The organism is Streptomyces flaveolus, from assembly GCF_044765825.1.
Classification (GTDB): Bacteria; Actinomycetota; Actinomycetes; order Streptomycetales; family Streptomycetaceae; genus Streptomyces; species Streptomyces flaveolus.
This window is the reverse complement of record NZ_JBIWKU010000018.1, coordinates 59083-76736: the sequence shown is the minus strand read 5'-3', so window position 1 is coordinate 76736 and position 17654 is coordinate 59083. Positions and strand designations below refer to the sequence as shown.

13 protein-coding genes are annotated in these 17654 nt (G+C 73.4%); 11 read left to right on the top strand and 2 right to left on the bottom strand.

The window, feature by feature from the left end; all coding sequences use genetic code 11:
* The first annotated feature begins 247 nt into the window (after window positions 1–247).
* Entirely contained in the window at window positions 248–1423 is a 1176-nt protein-coding gene (locus ACIRG6_RS36225; protein ID WP_239769750.1) for a DUF5685 family protein, read from the top strand.
* Between the two features lie 7 nt (window positions 1424–1430).
* Here the strand turns inward: ACIRG6_RS36225 and ACIRG6_RS36220 are convergent, their stop codons facing one another.
* The gene (locus tag ACIRG6_RS36220; RefSeq protein WP_364676937.1) at window positions 1431–2378 is read right to left on the bottom strand and encodes an ABC transporter substrate-binding protein; all 948 of its coding nucleotides are present in this window, start codon (window positions 2376–2378) and stop codon (window positions 1431–1433) included.
* Window positions 2379–2779: 401 nt separating this feature from the next.
* On the opposite strand from ACIRG6_RS36220, the gene ACIRG6_RS36215 reads away from it, so the two are divergent.
* The 8 genes from ACIRG6_RS36215 (at window position 2780) to ACIRG6_RS36180 (ending at window position 11871) form a co-directional block, all read left to right on the top strand.
* Entirely contained in the window at window positions 2780–3637 is an 858-nt protein-coding gene (locus tag ACIRG6_RS36215; RefSeq protein WP_239769752.1) for an amino acid ABC transporter permease, read from the top strand.
* Window positions 3634–5421, top strand: a complete 1788-nt coding sequence (locus tag ACIRG6_RS36210) for an FAD/NAD(P)-binding protein (protein WP_403326143.1) — start codon at window positions 3634–3636, stop codon at window positions 5419–5421. The genes ACIRG6_RS36215 and ACIRG6_RS36210 overlap by 4 nt, the downstream gene beginning before the upstream one ends.
* Complete coding sequence (locus tag ACIRG6_RS36205; protein WP_302898900.1) at window positions 5418–6179, top strand: amino acid ABC transporter ATP-binding protein; 762 nt, start codon at window positions 5418–5420, stop codon at window positions 6177–6179. The genes ACIRG6_RS36210 and ACIRG6_RS36205 overlap by 4 nt, the downstream gene beginning before the upstream one ends.
* 60 nt (window positions 6180–6239) lie before the next feature.
* Window positions 6240–7328, top strand: coding sequence for an LLM class flavin-dependent oxidoreductase (locus tag ACIRG6_RS36200; RefSeq protein ID WP_364676933.1), 1089 nt, complete (start codon window positions 6240–6242; stop codon window positions 7326–7328).
* Window positions 7325–8623 carry an NtaA/DmoA family FMN-dependent monooxygenase gene (locus ACIRG6_RS36195; protein ID WP_364819726.1) on the top strand — a complete coding sequence of 433 codons (1299 nt, stop codon included), beginning with the start codon at window positions 7325–7327 and terminating at the stop codon, window positions 8621–8623. Before ACIRG6_RS36200 ends, ACIRG6_RS36195 begins: the two co-directional genes overlap by 4 nt.
* Window positions 8624–8627: 4 nt before the next feature.
* Window positions 8628–9413, top strand: coding sequence for a DUF1684 domain-containing protein (locus tag ACIRG6_RS36190; RefSeq protein ID WP_364676930.1), 786 nt, complete (start codon window positions 8628–8630; stop codon window positions 9411–9413).
* Between the two features lie 209 nt (window positions 9414–9622).
* Window positions 9623–10534 (top strand): S1 family peptidase, encoded by a 912-nt coding sequence (locus tag ACIRG6_RS36185; protein WP_239769761.1) that lies wholly within the window; start codon window positions 9623–9625, stop codon window positions 10532–10534.
* A gap of 254 nt (window positions 10535–10788) precedes the next feature.
* Window positions 10789–11871, top strand: coding sequence for a S1 family peptidase (locus tag ACIRG6_RS36180; RefSeq protein WP_364676928.1), 1083 nt, complete (start codon window positions 10789–10791; stop codon window positions 11869–11871).
* Between the two features lie 69 nt (window positions 11872–11940).
* Here ACIRG6_RS36180 and ACIRG6_RS36175 read toward each other — a convergent pair whose 3' ends face one another.
* The gene (locus tag ACIRG6_RS36175; RefSeq protein WP_364676927.1) at window positions 11941–12999 is read right to left on the bottom strand and encodes a DUF3533 domain-containing protein; all 1059 of its coding nucleotides are present in this window, start codon (window positions 12997–12999) and stop codon (window positions 11941–11943) included.
* A 153-nt stretch (window positions 13000–13152) separates the two neighbouring features.
* Here ACIRG6_RS36175 and ACIRG6_RS36170 point away from each other — a divergent pair, with 153 nt between their 5' ends.
* Window positions 13153–16680, top strand: coding sequence for a DNA polymerase III subunit alpha (locus tag ACIRG6_RS36170; RefSeq protein WP_403326135.1), 3528 nt, complete (start codon window positions 13153–13155; stop codon window positions 16678–16680).
* Window positions 16677–17645, top strand: coding sequence for a DNA polymerase Y family protein (locus ACIRG6_RS36165; RefSeq protein WP_239769769.1), 969 nt, complete (start codon window positions 16677–16679; stop codon window positions 17643–17645). The genes ACIRG6_RS36170 and ACIRG6_RS36165 overlap by 4 nt, the downstream gene beginning before the upstream one ends.
* Window positions 17646–17654 lie beyond the last annotated feature (9 nt).

Sequence of the window (17654 nt, the reverse complement as noted above, 5' to 3'; positions counted from 1 at the left end):
ATGGTCATCCATGATGCGGACGTCGCGCCAAGTGGATAGACGCCGCGCGGGGGGTTTGTGACGGTACTGGTGCACAGCGAATCCGTCGAGAGTCCTTGTGTCCCAAGGGCCGTTTCCCAAACAGATGCTGACTGTGAGTGAAATATGATTCTTCCCGGCGGACGGGTGAGCGAGGGTGCGTACGGGTGAAGGCGGCTGTCGGTACGATGCCGCAGCTCAGCGTCGTACGAACCCACGGGGGAGTGTCGTGTTCGGAATCGTCAGGCCATGCAGGCACCGGCTCGGAGAGAACCTCACCAGCCAGTGGATGGCGCATTTGTGCGGGCTGTGCCTCGCGCTGCGCAAGGACCACGGACAATTCGCGCGGATCGTGACGAATTATGACGGTCTGCTCATATCGGTGTTGACGGAGGCTCAGGCCGAGCGGGGCGGCGCGGGCGCCGGCCGGCGCACGGCGGGGCCGTGCCCGTTGCGCGGGATGCGCACCGCGTCCGTCGCGCACGGTGAGGGCGCCCGGCTCGCGGCGGCCGTCTCCCTGGTGCTGGCCTCGGCGAAGGTGCGCGACCATGTCGCGGACGGGGACGGACTGCTGGCCCGGCGGCCGGTGGCCCGCGCCGCCCGCCGGGTCGCCGCCGGCTGGGACGCGGCCGGTCATCGCAGCGGCGGTGCCGTCGGGTTCGACACCGCCGTCCTGGTCGACGCCGTGGACCGGCAGGTCGGCATCGAGGTGCTCGCCGGGCCCGGGACACCTCTCCTCACCGTCACCGAGCCGACCGAGACCGCGACCGCCGCCGCGTTCGCCCACACCGCCCACCTCGCCGGACGGCCGTACAACGCCGGGCCGCTCGCCGAGGCGGGGCGCCTGTTCGGGCGGCTCGCCCATCTCCTGGACGCCGTGGAGGACCAGGAGACCGACGCCGCGTCGGGCGCCTGGAACCCGCTCACCGCCACCGGCACCCCGCGCACGGAGGCCCGCCGGCTGGCCGACGACGCCGTGCACGGGATACGGCTGGCGCTGCGCGAGGCCGAGTTCACCGACGGCCGGCTGGTGCACCGGCTGCTGGTGCACGAGTTGGGCACCTCCGTCGACCGCGCCTTCGGCACCCCCTCCTGCGCGCACGGCAGCCACCCGTACGCCCCGCCCGGCGCACCGGGCGGCCCCGGCGCGCCGATGCCTCCGGAGCCGCCGCGCCGCGACCGGCGGGGTCTGCTCGCGGGGTGCGCAGTGTGGCTGGGACTGGCCTGCACGTGCCAGATGTGCTGCGGCACGTTCGAGGACCCCTGGAGCAGGCAGCGCAGGGAAGGGCTGTGCCAGAGCTGCGGTGACTGCTGCGACTGTTGTGACTGCTGCAGCAACTGCGGCAACTGCTGCGGTGACGACGGGTGCTGCTGCGACGGCTGTGACTGCGGGTGCGACTGCTGAGAGGCCGTCAGTCCTTCAGCTCGGGGGGCGAGATCTCGGACCCGGCGATCGCCGACTCCGTCGTCCCCCACTTCTTCAGGATCCTGTCGTACGTCCCGTCGGCGATGAGCCCGTTCACCGCGGCCTGGAGGGCGGGCGCCAGCTTCGACCCCTTCTTGAGGGCGAAGCCGACGTCCAGGCGGTGGAACTCGTTCAGGAACTTCAGGCCCTGCTGGTGCGCGACCGCGTAGCGCAGGCCGTTGATCGTGGACATCACGACGTCGCTGCGGCCCTGCTGGAGGGACGACCACAGGGCGCCGGTCTCGCTGTAGGTCTGCACCTCGTAGGCCTTCTTCCCGGCGTCCGTGCACCGGTGCCTGTTCTCCTCCAGCGTGGCCTCGAAGGTGGTGCCGGCGCCGGTCGCCACCTTGAGCCCGCACAGCTGCGCGAGGTCGGTGACCTCGGACAGATCGCTGTCCTCGCGGGCGGCGAAGCCCTGGCCGTCGTTGATGTAGGTGACGAAGTCGATCGTCTTGCGCCGCTCCTCGGTCACACCGAAGTTGGCGGCGCCGACGTCGTACTTGCCGCTGTCCAGGGCGGGCAGGATCGCCTCGAAGGACGCCTGCTCGGTCTTGAGCCCGATGCCGAGCGCCTTGGCGACGGCGTTCGCGAAGTCGACGTCCTGGCCGGTCAGCGTCTTGCCGTCGGACAGGTAGGTGGTGCCGGGCGGGGTGCCGCCGACGGTCACGGCGAGGGTGACCTTCCCGGTGCCGGGTGGCAGCAGCTTCACGGCGGCCGGGTTCTCCTTGATGCCGGAGACGACGTCCGTGGTCGGGACCGCGTCGGACCCGGCCGCCGCGCCCGCCACGTCGCCGGAGGGATCGCCGGAGCCGCACGCGGTGAGGGCCAGGGCCGCCGAGGCGATCAGGGCGAAAGGGGTGAAGAGTCTTTTTCGGGCACGCGTGGGCGTACGCATGTCAGTGGTCTCCTGAGAACGGAAGAAGGCGGAAAGGCGGCACGAGGGGAGGGCGCGCGTGTGAAGGCAAAGGCGGTGAAGAGAAGACGGAAACCCGAAGAACCCCGACGGAGTCAGGCGATCAGGGCAGGCAGGGGGGTCGGCTCAACAGGAACAGGACCACACTCGACCGAAGTCGATGTGGGAGCGCGTGACCAGCCACTGCTGTGGATGCATGGGCCAAGTGGAACAGGCATCCGGTTCCGCGTCAACGACTTGAGACGCGCGGCTCACAGTGTGGACAGCCTTGACAGCGCACCGAAACCGCCCCGTACTCTCGGCGCACGGCTCTGCTGAGGGGCTCGGCCGTGTGAAGGCACCACCCACCGTGTCCGACTGACTCGATGTCACGGAGCCTTCGCATGTCCTCCGACACCCTCGACCGACCCGCCGCCGTACCGGACGCCCCGGACAAGGCGGACGTCCCGCGGATCGTTCCGCAACGCCGCATCGGCCAGTGGACGGCCGCCGTCGCCGTCCTGGTCCTCCTCGGCCTGGCCGTCAATTCCGTCCTGCGCAACGACGCCTTCCAGTGGGACGTCGTCGCCGACTACTTCACCTCCGACGCCGTCCTGCGCGGCCTGTGGCTCACCCTCTGGCTGACCGCCGTCGTCATGGTCCTCGGCTTCGCGCTCGGCACGCTGCTCGCCGCGTTCCGGCTCTCCGCCAACCCCGTGCTGCGCGCGGTGAGCTGGGGCTACGTGTGGCTGTTCCGGTCGATACCGATCCTGGTGCAGCTCCTGCTGTGGTTCAACATCGGCGCCCTGTACCCGCAGGTCCTCGGCGTGAAGACCGTCGACCTGCTCGGCCCGGTCACCGTCGCCGTCATCGGCCTGACCCTGCACGAGGCCGCGTACGCCGCCGAGGTGGTGCGCGGCGGCATCCTCTCCGTGGACCGGGGCCAGATCGAGGCCGCCCAGGCGCTCGGCCTCAGCCGGTGGCGCCGGTGGCGGCGGATCGTGCTCCCGCAGGCGATGCGCTCCATCGTGCCGCCGGCCGGCAACATGCTGATCGGCACCCTCAAGGGCACCTCCATCGTCAGCGTCATCGCCGTCCAGGACCTGCTCTACTCGGTCCAGCTCGTCTACCACCGCACCTACCAGGTCATCCCCCTGCTGATGGTGGCCACCGTCTGGTACACCGTCGTCACCTCGGTGCTCGGCGTCGGCCAGTACTACGTCGAGAAGCACTACGCGCGCGGCACGGAGCACACCCGATGACCCGGCCCGCGCTGGTGATCGTCGGCGCCGGGCCGCGCGGCACCGGCCTGCTGGAACGTATCGCCGCCAACGCGCCCGAGCTGTACGGCGATTCCGGCCTCGACATCCACCTGGTGGACCCGCACCCGCCGGGCGCCGGGCGGATCTGGCGCGAGGAGCAGTCGCCGCTGCTGTGGATGAACTCGCACGCCGAGGACGTCACCATGTTCACCGACGAGACGGTGGAGATGGCCGGTCCCGTACGGCCGGGTCCCACCCTGCACGAGTGGGCGGGCCTCCACGGCCGCACCTTCGCCGGCCGCCGGGTGCAGGGCGCGTACCTGCGCTGGGCGTACGAGCGTGCCGTGGCCGGCCTGCCGCCGGGCTTCGTGGTGTACCACCACGCCCGGCGCGCGGTGCGGGTCGACGGCCCGCGCGAGGGACGCCAACGCGTGTGGCTCCAGGGCCGGACCCTCCCCCTCCTCGCCGACCTGGTCGTCCTCACCCTCGGCCACCTCGACGCCGAACCCGACGACGAGCAGCGGGACCTGGCGGGGTACGCCCGCACCCACGGCCTCGTCCACCTCCCGCCGGACTTCACCGCCGACAGCGACCTGTCCGCGCTGCGCCCCGGCGAACCCGTCCTCGTCCGCGGCTTCGGGCTGGCCTTCGTCGACCTGATGGTGCTGCTGACCGAGGGCAGGGGCGGACGGTACGACGGCGACACGTACGTGCCGTCCGGGCAGGAGCCGGTGCTGTACGTCGGCTCGCGGCGCGGAGTGCCGTACCACGCCAAGATCGGCTACGACTGGACCGGCGACCGGCCCCCGCTGCCGCGGTTCTTCGGGCCCGCCGAGGTCGACGCGCTGCTCGCGCGGCCGGAGGGCTTCGACTTCCGGCGGGACGTGTGGCCGCTGGTCGAGAAGGAACTCGGCTTCGCCCACTACCACCGGCTGTTCACCGCCCATCCCGAGCGGGTGACCCTCGCCTGGCCCGCCTTCGAGGCCCGGTACGCCGCCGCGGACCGGGCCGGACGCGAAGCCCTCGTCGCCGCCGCCGTGCCCGACCCCGCCGACCGGCTCGACCTCACCGCCCTCGACCGGCCCCTCGACGGGGTGCGCTACGGCACGCCCGACGAGCTCCAGGAGGGGCTGCGCCGGTACGTCGAGGACGACCTGCGGCGCCGTCACGACCCGGACCACAGCCCCGACCTGGCCGTCTTCCTCGCCCTGCTCTCCGTCTACGGGCAACTGGTCCGGCTCGGCGACGTCGGCGGCTGGTGGCACGGCTTCTTCAGCTACCTCGCCTCCGGCCCGCCCGCCCCCCGGCTGCGGCAGCTGCTCGCGCTGTCCCGGGCCGGCGTGGTGCGCTTCCTGGGCGCCGGCATGACCGTCACCGCCGAGGACGGCGTCTTCCGGGCGTCCGGCGCGAGCGTGCCCGGCTCCGTCGTGGAGGCCCGGGCCCTGGTCGAGGCGCGGCTGCCGCATCCCACCGTCGAGCGGGCCCGCGACCCGCTGCTGCGCGCGCTGCACACCGACGGGGCCGCCGCCACCCCCGACGGGCTGCTGGCCGTCGACCGGGCCGACGGGCGGGTCCTGGAACGCACCGGCCGGCCGCACCCGCGGCGGTTCGCGCTCGGCCCGCACACCGACGCCCGCGGTTCCGGCGCGTTCACCCGGCCCCGCACCGGCGGGGTGGCGTTCCGGCAGAACGACGCCACCGCACGGGCCGTGCTGGCCTTCCTGCGCACCCCCACCGGTCCCGCGACGGACCACCGCCCCCGGCTCGAGGAGTCCACGCGATGAGCGTCATGGTCGACATCAGGTCCGTCCACAAGAGCTTCGGCGCCCTGGAGGTCCTCAAGGGCATCGACCTCACCGTGCGCAGCGGCGAGGTCACCGTGGTCCTCGGCCCGTCCGGCTCCGGCAAGTCCACGCTGCTGCGCACCGTCAACCACCTGGAGAAGGTCGACCGGGGGGCGGTCACCGTGGACGGCGCCCTGATCGGCTACCGGCGCACCGGCGACCGGCTGCGCGAGCTGCCCGAGCGCGAGGTGCTCAGGCAGCGCACCCGGATCGGCTTCGTCTTCCAGAACTTCCACCTCTTCCCGCACCTGACGGTCCTGGAGAACATCACCGAGGCGCCGGTCTCCGCGCTGAAACGGCCCCGCCGCGAGGCCGCCGAGGCCGCGCGCCGGCTGCTGGACCGGGTGGGCCTCGCCGACAAGGCGGACGCCTACCCCCGGCACCTGTCGGGCGGCCAGCAGCAGCGGGTGGCCATCGCGCGGGCGCTGGCCCTGGAGCCCAAGCTGCTCCTGTTCGACGAACCGACCTCCGCGCTCGACCCCGAACTGGTCGGTGAGGTCCTCGACGTCATCAAGGACCTGGCGCGACAGGGCACCACCATGATCGTCGTCACGCACGAGATCGGCTTCGCCCGCGAGGTCGCCGACACCGTGGTGTTCATGGACGACGGCCGCATCGTCGAGCAGGGCCCGCCCGGCGACGTACTGGACCGCCCGCGTCACGCGCGCACCCGGGCGTTCCTCTCCAAGGTCCTCTGACCGCCGCTCTCCGCTCCGCCAGACCCACTGACCCCCGCTCGCCGGAAAGGGTTCTTCCGCATGACCTCATCCCACGACCGGCGCCGGCTGCACCTGGCCGCCGCCCTCGACCAGCGATCGGTGTACGACGCCGGTTCCTACGTGGACGCGGCGCGGCTCGCCGAACGCGGTGCGCTCGACTTCATCACCCTGGACGACGGCTTCGGCCGCCCCGGCCCCGACGCGCTCGCCGTCCTGTCCCGGGTCGCACCCGCCACGCGGCGCGTCGGCCTGGTCCCCACCGTCACCACCACGCACACCGAGCCCTTCCACGTCCAGGCCGCCGTGGCCACCCTCGACTGGGTCAGCCGCGGCCGGGCCGGCTGGCGGATCGGGGTGTCGGCCACCGAGGGCGAGGCCCGCCTCTTCGGCCGCCGCCACGCCGCACCCGCCGAGGCCCTGTGGCAGGAGGCCGGCGAGGCCGCCGACGTGGCGGCACGGCTGTGGGACAGCTGGGAGGACGACGCCGAGATCCGGGACGTGGCCACCGGCCGCTTCGTGGACCGGGACAAGCTGCATCACGTCGACTTCACCGGCACCCACTTCTCGGTCAAGGGCCCCTCCATCGTGCCGCGGCCCCCGCAGGGCCACCCCGTCCGCGTCGTCGACGCCACCGAGGCGCCCGCCCGTGCGGTCGCCGCCCGGTACGCCGACGTGGCCCTCGTCCGCACCGCGCGTCCCGCCGAGGCCGCCGCCGCGCGGGCCGGACTGCGGGCCGCTGCCGCCGCCCACGGCCGCGACCCGGACGCCCTGCGCGTCCTCGCCGCCCTGGACGTCGACCTCGGGGACGGCGAGTACGCGGCCGAGCCCGGCCACGGCGGGGGCGGACCCCGGCCCACCCCACGCGGCCCGCTGTACCGCGGCGGCCCCGTCGACCTGGCGGACCTCATCGCCGCCTGGCACCGGGACGGCACCGTCGACGGCTTCCACCTCACCCCGGCCGAGCCGCGCCGCGACCTGGAACGGCTCGTCAACGGCACCGTCCCCCTGCTCCAGCACCGGGGCCTGTTCCGCACCTTCTACCCGGGCAGCACGCTCCGGGACCACCTGGGCCTGAGCCGGCCCGCCAACCGGTACGCCGTCGCGGCCACCGCAGGAGGAGCGTCATGACCGCACGGAGGACGATGCACCTCGCCGCCCACTTCCCCGGCGTCAACAACACCACCGTCTGGGCCGATCCCCGCTCGGCCTCGCAGATCGAGTTCGCCTCCTTCGAGCACCTCGCCCGCACCGCCGAACGCGGCCTGTTCGACTTCTTCTTCCTCGCCGAGGGGCTGCGGCTGCGCGAGCACAAGGGCCGCATCCACGACCTGGACGTGGTCGGCCGGCCCGAGTCCCTGACCGTGCTGAACGCGCTCGCCGCCGTCACCGAGCGCCTGGGCCTGGCCGCCACCGTCAACGCCACCTTCAACGAGCCCTACGAACTCGCCCGCCGGCTCGCCACCCTGGACCACCTCAGCGGCGGCCGGGCGGCCTGGAACGTGGTCACCTCCTCCGACGCCTTCACCGGCGAGAACTTCCGGCGCGGCGGCTTCCTGGACCGGTCCGAGAGGTACACGCGCGCCGCCGAGTTCGTGGCGACCGCCCGGGAACTGTGGGACTCCTGGACCCCGGACGGCACCCCCCGCCCCTTCGCCCACCACGGGCGGCACTTCGACATCGCGGGCGAGTTCACCCTGCCCCGCGCGCCGCAGGGCCACCCGGTGGTGATCCAGGCGGGCGACTCCGACGAGGGCCGGGAGTTCGCCGCGTCCTCGGCCGACGTGATCTTCACGAGGCACGGCACCCTGGAGGCGGGCCGCGCCTTCTGCACCGACGTCAAACGGCGCCTGGCGAGGTACGGCCGGAGTCCGGGCGACCTCAAGATCATGCCCGGCGTCACCGTCGTCCTCGGGGACACCGCCGCCGAGGCACGGGAGCGGGCCGAGGAGATCCGCCGGCAGCAGGTCTCCCCGCAGACCGCGATCCTGACGCTGGAGCAGATCTGGGGCGTCGACCTGTCCGCGTACGACCCCGACGGGCCGCTGCCCGACATCGACCCGGTGCCGGACCCCCAGCTCAGCCAGGGGCGGACCCGGCAGGGCGACAGCACGGCGATCGCCGAGAAGTGGCGGGCCCTGGCGCAGGAGAAGGGGCTGTCCATCCGGCAGACCGTGATCGAGGCGGGTGCCCGGCAGTCCTTCGTCGGCACCCCCGAGGCGGTCGCCGCCGAACTGGAGGAGTTCGTGGCGCGGGACGCCGCCGACGGCTTCATCCTCGTACCGCATCTGACCCCCGGCGGACTCGACGAGTTCGTGGACCGGGTGGTGCCGTTGCTTCAGGAACGCGGCGCGTTCCGTACCGAGTACGAGGGCACCACCCTGCGCTCGCACCTCGGTCTGGCCGAGCCGGTGTGGAAGGGTTGATCCCATGACGACGGACGCATCCGACGAGTGGAAGCGCTGGCACGAGCAGCGCGTGGCGACGGTGTCGGCGCCCTACGGGCCGCTCGCGCTGACCGGCACGCACTGGCTGGAGGACCACCCGGACGGGCGGCTTCCGGGCATCCCGGGCACCTGGACGGCGGACGGCGACGCCGTGGTGCTGACGGCCGCCGGGGCGGACGGGCTGACCGTGGACGGCCGGCCCCTGGACGGCGACGTACGGCTCACGGCCGACCCGGGACCGGCGAGCGCGGCCCGGGTGGCCCACGGCGAACGGCGCCTGGTCGTCCTCCTCCGCGAGGGCGCCTGGGGCGTGCGCGACTTCGACCCGGCCGCCGAAGCGCGGCGCGCGTTCCGCGGCATCGTGGCCACCCCCTACGATCCGCGCTGGTCGGTGCCGGGACGCTTCACGCCGTACGACACCGGGCGGCGCAGTGTGCGGGTGCCGAACGCGGACGGGCGGGAGCGCGGACTCGGCCTCGGCGGGGAGCTGGCCTTCGAGCTGGGCGGCCGGCGGCACACGCTCCAGGTGACCGTGGAGGAGGACGGCTCGCTGTGGGCCGTGTTCGCGGACGCCACCAGCGGGAGCACCAGTTACCGCTTCCGGTTCCTGCGCCCGGCCGCGCCGGACGCCGAGGGGCGCACGACGGTCGACCTCAACCGCGCGCTGCTGCCGCCGTGCGCGTTCGCCGACCACTTCATCTGCCCCTTCCCGCCGCCCGGGAACACGCTGGAGGCCGGGATCGAGGCGGGGGAACGCGCACTGCGCTGACCTCGCACGGGGGTTGGGGGAGACGGCCGGGCGGTGGTTGAAGGCCGAAAGGCCCTCTTGCGCCGACCGGCCGTTCGGCCGAATACTCCAACCTCAGCGCTTGTCAGGGGCACGGCGTGTCTGGAACCCGGACGCCCGTCCTCTGACTGCGCCTCACGGGCCCCAACCCCACGAGAGGGCCCCCGACTTCCCCCGTGGAGGAACGAAAAGTGAGGATCAAGCGCACCAACCCCCGCAGCGGCATCTCGAGACGGACCCGGCTGATCGCCGTATCCACCGGCCTCGTGGCCGCGGCAGCGATCGCGGTCCCCAGCGCGAACGCGTCCGACAGCGCCCCCGCCACCTTCAGCGGCGCGGAGCTCCAGAGCGCCGGCAGCGCCGTGCTCCAGGCCGACGTCCCCGGCACCGCCTGGGCCGTCGACGGCAAGTCCGGCCGGGTGGTCGTCACCGTCGACAGCACGGTCACCCAGGCCGAGATCGCGAAGATCAAGGAACAGGCCGGCGACAAGGCCGGCGCCCTCACGATCAAGCGCACCCCCGGCACGTTCAACAAGCTCATCGAGGGCGGTGACGCCATCTACGCGAGCAGCTGGCGCTGCTCCCTCGGCTTCAACGTCCGTGCGAGCAACGGGACCGAGTACTTCCTGACCGCGGGCCACTGCACCGACGGTGCCGGCACCTGGTGGTCGAACTCCGGGCACAGCACGGTCCTCGGCTCCACGGCCGGCTCCAGCTTCCCGGGCAACGACTACGGCATCGTCCGGTACACCAACACGTCCGTCAGCAAGCCCGGCACGGCGGGCGGCGTGGACATCACCCGCGCGGCCACCCCGAGCGTGGGCACCACCGTCATCCGCGACGGCTCGACCACCGGCACCCACAGCGGCCGGGTCACCGCCCTGAACGCCACCGTCAACTACGGCGGCGGCGACATCGTCTCCGGGCTGATCCAGACCACGGTCTGCGCCGAGCCCGGCGACTCCGGCGGCCCGCTCTACGGCAGCAACGGCGTCGCGTACGGCCTGACCTCCGGCGGCAGCGGCAACTGCTCCTCCGGCGGCACGACGTTCTTCCAGCCGGTCACGGAGGCCCTGAGCGCCTACGGCGTCAGCGTCTACTGAGACCGTCCCGCAGCGCAGCCGGCAGCACGACGAGCCCCCGCACGCAGCCTGCGTGCGGGGGCTCCCCCTTGCCCGGCGGGAACGGACATGAGGGGTGAAGGACGTGTGACCGCGCTGGAGTTGTCGTGCGCACGTCCTCAAGTCGGCCTTGTGTGCCTCCTGGGGAATGGGAACAGTTGGCGCTCGTCAACCAGCCTTCCGGTCCGCGAGATCCCCACGACCTCCCGGACCGACCCCCCACAGGAGGACATGAGTTGAAGCACCGACGCATACCCAAGCGGCGGGCAGCCGTGGTGGGTGCGGGCATCACCGCACTGGTCGCCGCGGGAGTCACCTTCCAGAGTGCGAACGCCAGCGAGTCCCCGAGGGCCTCCGCGCCCGAGACCCTGTCGGTCACGGCGGCCGGAAAGCTCGCCTCCACGCTGCTCGGCGACCTCGGCGCCGACGCGGCCGGCACGTACTACGACGCACAGGCGAAGAGTCTCGTCGTCAACGTGCTCGACGAGGCCGCCGCGCAGACCGTCGAGGAGGCCGGCGCCAGGGCGAGAGTCGTCGAGAACTCGCTCGCCGAGCTGAAGAGCGCGCGCACCACCCTCGCCGAGGACGCGACCATCCCGGGCACCTCCTGGGCGACCGACCCGACCACCAACAAGGTCGTCGTCACCGCCGACCGCACGGTCTCCGAGGCCGAGTGGGCCAAGCTGACCGAGGTGGTCGACGGGCTCGGCGCCAAGGCCGAACTCAAGCGGACCGAGGGTGAGTACAAGCCCTTCCTCGCGGGCGGTGACGCCATCACCGGAGGCGGCGGGCGCTGCTCGCTCGGCTTCAACGTGACCAAGGGCGGCGAGCCGTACTTCCTCACCGCCGGGCACTGCACCGAGGCCATCTCCAGCTGGTCGGACTCCTCCGGCACCGTGATCGGCCAGAACGAGGTCTCCAGCTTCCCGGACAACGACTACGGCCTGGTCAAGTACAGCGCCGACGTGGCCCACCCGAGCGAGGTGAACCTCTACAGCGGCTCCGCGCAGGCGATCTCGGGCGCGGCCGAGGCCACCGTCGGCATGAAGGTGACCCGCAGCGGCTCCACCACCCAGGTGCACGACGGCACGGTCACCGGCCTGGACGCCACCGTGAACTACGGCAACGGCGACATCGTCAACGGCCTGATCCAGACCGACGTCTGCGCCGAGCCCGGCGACAGCGGCGGCTCGCTCTTCTCGGCCGACAAGGCCATCGGCCTCACCTCCGGCGGCAGCGGCGACTGCACCTCGGGCGGCACGACGTTCTTCCAGCCGGTGACGGAGGCCCTGTCGGCCACCGGTACGCAGATCGGCTGAGCACTGCCCGCACACCTGTGAAGTCCCGTCCCGCGCGCGAGGGGCGGGACTTCCGCGTGCGTACGGCGGTCAGCCGGCCTGTGTGGGCAGTTCCGTCTCCTGCCGCCGACGGCGCAGCGCCGCCGCGAGCAGCGTGATCACCGTCCCCGCGACCGCCCACGCCCACAGCACCAGCAGGGAGAGGGTCTGGTCGTTGCCCTTGAAGTACGCGACCGAGCGGGCCGCCCAGGTGCCCGCGCCCGGCGGCAGCGCCGGGCCGATCGCCTTCCAGAACGGCGGCAGCATCGGCAGCGGGAAGGCGCCGCCCGCGCTCGGGTTGCCCGCGATCACCACCAGCAGGATCGCCAGCCCGATGCCGACGATCCCGAAGAGGCCCTGGAGCGCGAGCGTGGCGGCGCCCACCGCGAAGGTGATCAGGGTGCCCAGCCCCCACAGGTCCACCACGCTGCCGGGCAGCGCACCCAGGATCGGCCCGACGATCACCGCGCCGCCCAGGCCGCCGACGATCGCGACCAGCGCCATCACGATCAGCCGGATCGCCGCGCGACGCGGGTTGGCGGGCCGGGCGCCGGTGCTGATCGCCAGGATCGAGGCGCACAGGTAGCCGCCGACGCACCAGCCCACGACGAGGTAGAAGGACGACAGCCCGTCGAAGTCCTGGGCCGAGGCCGGGGCCACGTCGACGGTGCGCACCGAGCGCCGCTCGGCCGCCTCCAGCTTGCCGACGATGCCCTCCAGGGCGGTGGCGAGGACGGTGCCCCCGCCGGAGGCGACCAGCAGGGTGTCCGTACCGCCCTCCGGGTCCACGATCAGGGCGCCGTCGATCTCCCGGTCCAGGATCTGCTTCCGGGCGCTCGCCGTGTCGGCCACCGTGCGCGGGTCCAGCGGCGACCCGGGCAGCCGGTCCAGCCGGGCCACCGTCTGCTCGGCCGCGCCCCGGGGGGCGACGACCCCGAAGGGCACGTCCTTCGGCTTCGGGTCGTGCAGCGCTCCCACGTAGGAGGCGATGAACAGCAACTGGAGCGCGATCACACCGAGCACGAGCAGGGTGGCCCGCGGGGTGACGGCGTCCTTCACCTCACCGAGGAAGGAGCCGCTCCGCGTGCTGGTGCCTGGGGTGTGGGACATGTCCCCACGGTCCGGGGCGGCGGGTGTTTGCGCAGGTGGGGAGGGGCTGAACGGATGTCGCACACACATTCGAAAATTGGTCTATGGTGGGGGTGAGGTGGTTGGGAACAGACGTTCGATAGGGCGTCGGGTTCATGAGATCGGGAGGTGCGTGTGCCGGGTTTCACGCATCTGCACACCGTCTCCGGGTTCTCCCTGCGATACGGCGCCTCCCACCCGGAGCGGCTGGCCGAGCGCGCCGGCGAGCGGGGCATGGACGCCCTCGCGCTCACCGACCGGGACACCCTCGCGGGCACGGTCCGCTTCGCCAAGGCCTGCGCGAAGGCGGGCGTCCGCCCCCTGTTCGGCGCGGAGCTGGCGGTGGCGGCCCCCGAGCCCGAAGCCGACCGTACGGACACCTCCGTACGCCGGGACCGGCGCCGCACCCCCGTGCGCGGGGGCGCCTTCGTCGACGAGTCGGCCCCCCGGGTGACCTTCCTCGCCCGGGACGGCGCCCGCGGCTGGGCCGACCTGTGCCGTCTGGTCTCCGCCGCCCACACCGCCGAGGCCTCCCCGCTGCTGTCCTGGCCCGACAACCACGCCGACGGCCTGACCGTCCTGCTCGGCCCCGACTCCGGCGTCGGCCGCGCCCTCGCCGCCGGCCGCCCCGACCGCGCGGCGAAGCTCCTCGCCCCCTGGCGGGAGGTCTACGGCGACGCCCTGCGCCTGGAGGCCGTCTGGCACGGGCGCACGGGAACCGGCCCCGGCTCCCTGCGCCTGGCCGCCCGCACCGTCGGCTTCGCCGCCGAACAGGGCATCCGGCCGGTGCTCGCCAACGCCGTCCGGTACGCCGACCCCGGCCAGGGTCCCGTCGCCGACGTCCTGGACGCCGCCCGCCGCCTGGTCCCGATCGACGCCACCAAGGAACTGGACTCCGGCGAGGCCTGGCTCAAGGACGCCGGTGCCATGCGGGAGACCGCCGAGCGGATCGTCGAGGCCGCGGGCTTCAGGCGCGACACCGCCCACCGCCTGCTGGAGCAGACCCGGGCCACGGCCGCCGAGTGCCTGGTCGACCCCGAGGACGACCTCGGCATGGGCGCCGTCCACTTCCCCGAACCGCACCTCGTCGGCGCCGGCCGCCGCACCGCCCAGCGCGCGCTCGCCTCCCGGGCGGCGGCGGGCATGGTGCTGCGCGGATACGCCGGCCGCCGGGAGTACTGGGAGCGGATGCACCACGAGCTGGACATCATCGCCCACCACGGCTTCGCCTCCTACTTCCTCACCGTCGCCCAGGTCGTGGACGACGTACGGCACATGGGCATCCGGGTCGCCGCGCGCGGCTCCGGCGCGGGCTCCCTCGTCAACCACCTCCTCGGCATCGCCCACGCCGACCCGGTCGAACACGGGCTGCTGATGGAGCGGTTCCTGTCCAAGGAGCGGGTCGTGCTGCCCGACATCGACATCGACGTGGAGTCCGCGCGCCGCCTGGAGGTCTACCGCGCGGTCATCGGCCGGTTCGGCACCGAGCGGGTCGCCACGGTCGCCATGCCGGAGACGTACCGGGTGCGCCACGCCATCCGCGACGTCGGCGCCGCCCTGTCCATGGACCCCGCCGAGATCGACCGCGTCGCCAAGTCCTTCCCGCACATCCGCGCCCGCGACGCCCGCGCGGCGCTGGAGGAGCTGCCCGAGCTGAGGGAGCTGGCGGGGGAGAAGGAGCGGTACGGCAGGCTCTGGGACCTGGTCGAGGGCCTCGACGCCCTCCCGCGCGGCATCGCCATGCACCCCTGCGGAGTGCTGCTGTCGGACGCCTCCCTGCTCTCCCGTACGCCGGTCATGCCGACCAGCGGCGAGGGCTTCCCGATGGCCCAGTTCGACAAGGACGACGTGGAGGACCTCGGGCTGCTCAAGCTGGACGTGCTCGGCGTCAGGATGCAGTCGGCGATGGCGCACGCGGTCGCCGAGGTGAAGCGGGCCACGGGCACCGAGGTCGACCTGGACGCCGTACCGGAGGGCGACCCGGCGACGTACCGGCTGATCCGCTCCGCCGAGACGCTGGGCTGCTTCCAGATCGAGTCGCCGGGGCAGCGGGACCTGGTCGGCAGGCTCCAGCCGTCGACCTTCCACGACCTCGTGGTCGACATCTCGCTCTTCCGGCCGGGCCCGGTCGCCGCCGACATGGTGCGGCCGTTCATCGAGGCCCGGCACGGGCGGGCGCCGGTGCGCTATCCGCACGAGGACCTGGCGGAGCCGCTGGAGGGCACCTACGGGGTCGTCGTCTTCCACGAGCAGATCATCGACATCGTCGCCATCATGACCGGCTGCGGGCGCGGCGAGGCGGACCGGGTGCGGCGCGGGCTGTCCGACCCGGAGTCGCAGGGGCGGATCAAGGTGTGGTTCGCGCAGCACGCGACGGCGAACGGCTATGACGCGGAAACGATTCAGCGGACCTGGGAGATCGTCGAGGCCTTCGGCAGTTACGGCTTCTGCAAGGCGCACGCGGTCGCCTTCGCCGTGCCGACGTACCAGTCGGCGTGGCTGAAGGCCCACCACCCGGCCGCCTTCTACGCCGGTCTGCTCACCCACGACCCCGGCATGTACCCCAAGCGGCTGCTGCTGGCGGACGCGCGGCGGCGCGGGGTGCCGATCCTGCCGCTGGACGTGAACAAGTCGGGGGTCGCACACAGGATCGAACTGGTGTCTGAATCACGGTCCCGGAAGCCCGCCGCGTGGGGACTGCGCCTCGCCCTCTCGGACGTGCACGGCATCAGCGAGGCCGAGGCGGAACGGATCGCCGGGGGACAGCCCTACGCCTCCCTGCTCGACTTCTGGGAACGGGCCCGCCCCAGCAGGCCGCTGGCCGGACGGCTCGCCCAGGTCGGCGCGCTGGACGCGTTCGGCGCCAACCGCCGCGACCTGCAACTGCACCTGACCGAACTGCACCGCGGCGCCCGGGGCGGACGCGGCGACCAGCTCCCGCTGTCCGGCGGACGGAAGACCGCGTCGGCCGGGCTGCCCGACCTCACGTCGGAGGAGAAGCTCAGCGCCGAACTGGGCGTGCTCTCCATGGACGCCTCGCGCAACCTGATGGACGACCACCGCACCTTCCTGCGCGAGCTGGGCGTGGTGTCGGCCAAGCGGCTGCGCGATGCCCGGCACGGGGAGACGGTGCTGGTCGCGGGCGCCAAGGCGGCCACCCAGACCCCGCCGATCCGCTCCGGGCGCCGGGTCATCTTCTCCACCCTGGACGACGGGTCCGGCCTGGTCGACCTCGCCTTCTTCGACGACTCCCACGACACCTGCGCGCACACCGTCTTCCACTCCTGGCTGCTGCTGGTGCGCGGGGTGGTGCAGCGGCGCGGTCCGCGCAGCCTCAGCGTGGTCGGCTCCGCCGCCTGGAACCTCGCCGACCTGCTGGAAGTGCGCCGGGAGGAAGGGCTGGAGGGCGTCGCGGCCCGGCTGGCCGGAGCGGGCGGAAGCCGGGACGACGACCCCGGGGGCGGCCCGGCGCGCCGCCGCCTCGCCGGTTCGGACGGGCAGCCCGCGCCGGCCGGCTCCGCGGCCCAGGACCCGATGGAGCAGCGGAAGATCCGCATGTCCACGGGGTACGAGATGCATCCCTGGGCCGATCTGCGCCCCGCGGGCGAAGGGCCCGCGGTGGGAAGGAAGTTGTGGCACCAGAGTCCGGGGAGTGCGGGATGACGATTCTCTGCGTACGTTTCCAGCTGCCGCCGATGTACGAGGCGGCCCTGCCCCAGCTGCTGGGGCTGTTGGAGGAGTTCACGCCGGTCGTCGAGGCGCTGCCGCCGGACGGCGCGCTGGCCGACCTGCGCGGCGCCGAGCGGTACTTCGGGCGCGACGCCGTGGAACTGGCCTCGGTGATCCGCGTCCGCGCCCTCGCCCTGTACGGCGTCGACTGCGTGATCGGCGCCGGTCCGGGCCCGATGCTGGCCCGCATGGCGCTGCGGGACGCCCGGCCGGGGCTGACCCGCGCGGTGCCCGGGGACGAGGTGCGGGAGTTCCTCGCCGGCAAGCCCGTCGCCGCGCTGCCCGGCGTCGGCACCGCGACCGCCCGCACCCTGTGCGAGTACGGCCTCGACACCCTCGGCCGGGTCGCCGCCGCACCCCTGTCCACGCTCCAGCGGCTGGTCGGCGCGAGGGCCGGCCGCGAGCTGCACGAGAAGGCGCAGGGCGTCGACCGCGGCCGGGTCGTCCCCAACGGCATCTCGCGCTCCCTCGCCGCCGAACGCCCCTTCACCCGCGACGAGCTGGACCCCGGCCGGCACCGCCGCGCCCTGCTCTCGGCCGCCGAGGAACTGGGCTCCAGGCTGCGCGCCGTGGACAAGGTGTGCCGCACCCTGACCCTCACCGTGCGCTACGCCGACCGCTCGGCCACGACCCGCAGCCGCACCCTGAAGGAGCCGACCGCCCACTCGGCGGCGCTGACGCGGGCCGCGTACGGCATGTACGAGGCGCTCGGCCTCCAGCGCGCCCGGGTCCGCTCGGTCACCCTGCGCGCCGAGGGCCTCGCCCCCGCCGAGCAGGCCTCCCACCAGCTCACCTTCGACCCCGTGGACGAGAAGGTCCGCCGGATCGAGGAGGTCGCCGACCGCGCGCGGGCGAAGTTCGGGCCGAGGGCGGTGATGCCGGGGTCGCTGGCGGCGTGACGCCCCCGC

What these genes read in the sequence shown, in the direction of transcription:
- ACIRG6_RS36220 (WP_364676937.1), bottom strand. Translation starts at nt 2,378, where the DNA reads ATGCGTACGCCCACGCGTGCCCGAAAAAGACTCTTCACCCCTTTCGCC.
- ACIRG6_RS36215 (WP_239769752.1), top strand. Translation starts at nt 2,780, where the DNA reads ATGTCCTCCGACACCCTCGACCGACCCGCCGCCGTACCGGACGCCCCG.
- ACIRG6_RS36210 (WP_403326143.1), top strand. Translation starts at nt 3,634, where the DNA reads ATGACCCGGCCCGCGCTGGTGATCGTCGGCGCCGGGCCGCGCGGCACC.
- ACIRG6_RS36205 (WP_302898900.1), top strand. Translation starts at nt 5,418, where the DNA reads ATGAGCGTCATGGTCGACATCAGGTCCGTCCACAAGAGCTTCGGCGCC.
- ACIRG6_RS36200 (WP_364676933.1), top strand. Translation starts at nt 6,240, where the DNA reads ATGACCTCATCCCACGACCGGCGCCGGCTGCACCTGGCCGCCGCCCTC.
- ACIRG6_RS36195 (WP_364819726.1), top strand. Translation starts at nt 7,325, where the DNA reads ATGACCGCACGGAGGACGATGCACCTCGCCGCCCACTTCCCCGGCGTC.
- ACIRG6_RS36190 (WP_364676930.1), top strand. Translation starts at nt 8,628, where the DNA reads ATGACGACGGACGCATCCGACGAGTGGAAGCGCTGGCACGAGCAGCGC.
- ACIRG6_RS36175 (WP_364676927.1), bottom strand. Translation starts at nt 12,999, where the DNA reads ATGTCCCACACCCCAGGCACCAGCACGCGGAGCGGCTCCTTCCTCGGT.
- ACIRG6_RS36165 (WP_239769769.1), top strand. Translation starts at nt 16,677, where the DNA reads ATGACGATTCTCTGCGTACGTTTCCAGCTGCCGCCGATGTACGAGGCG.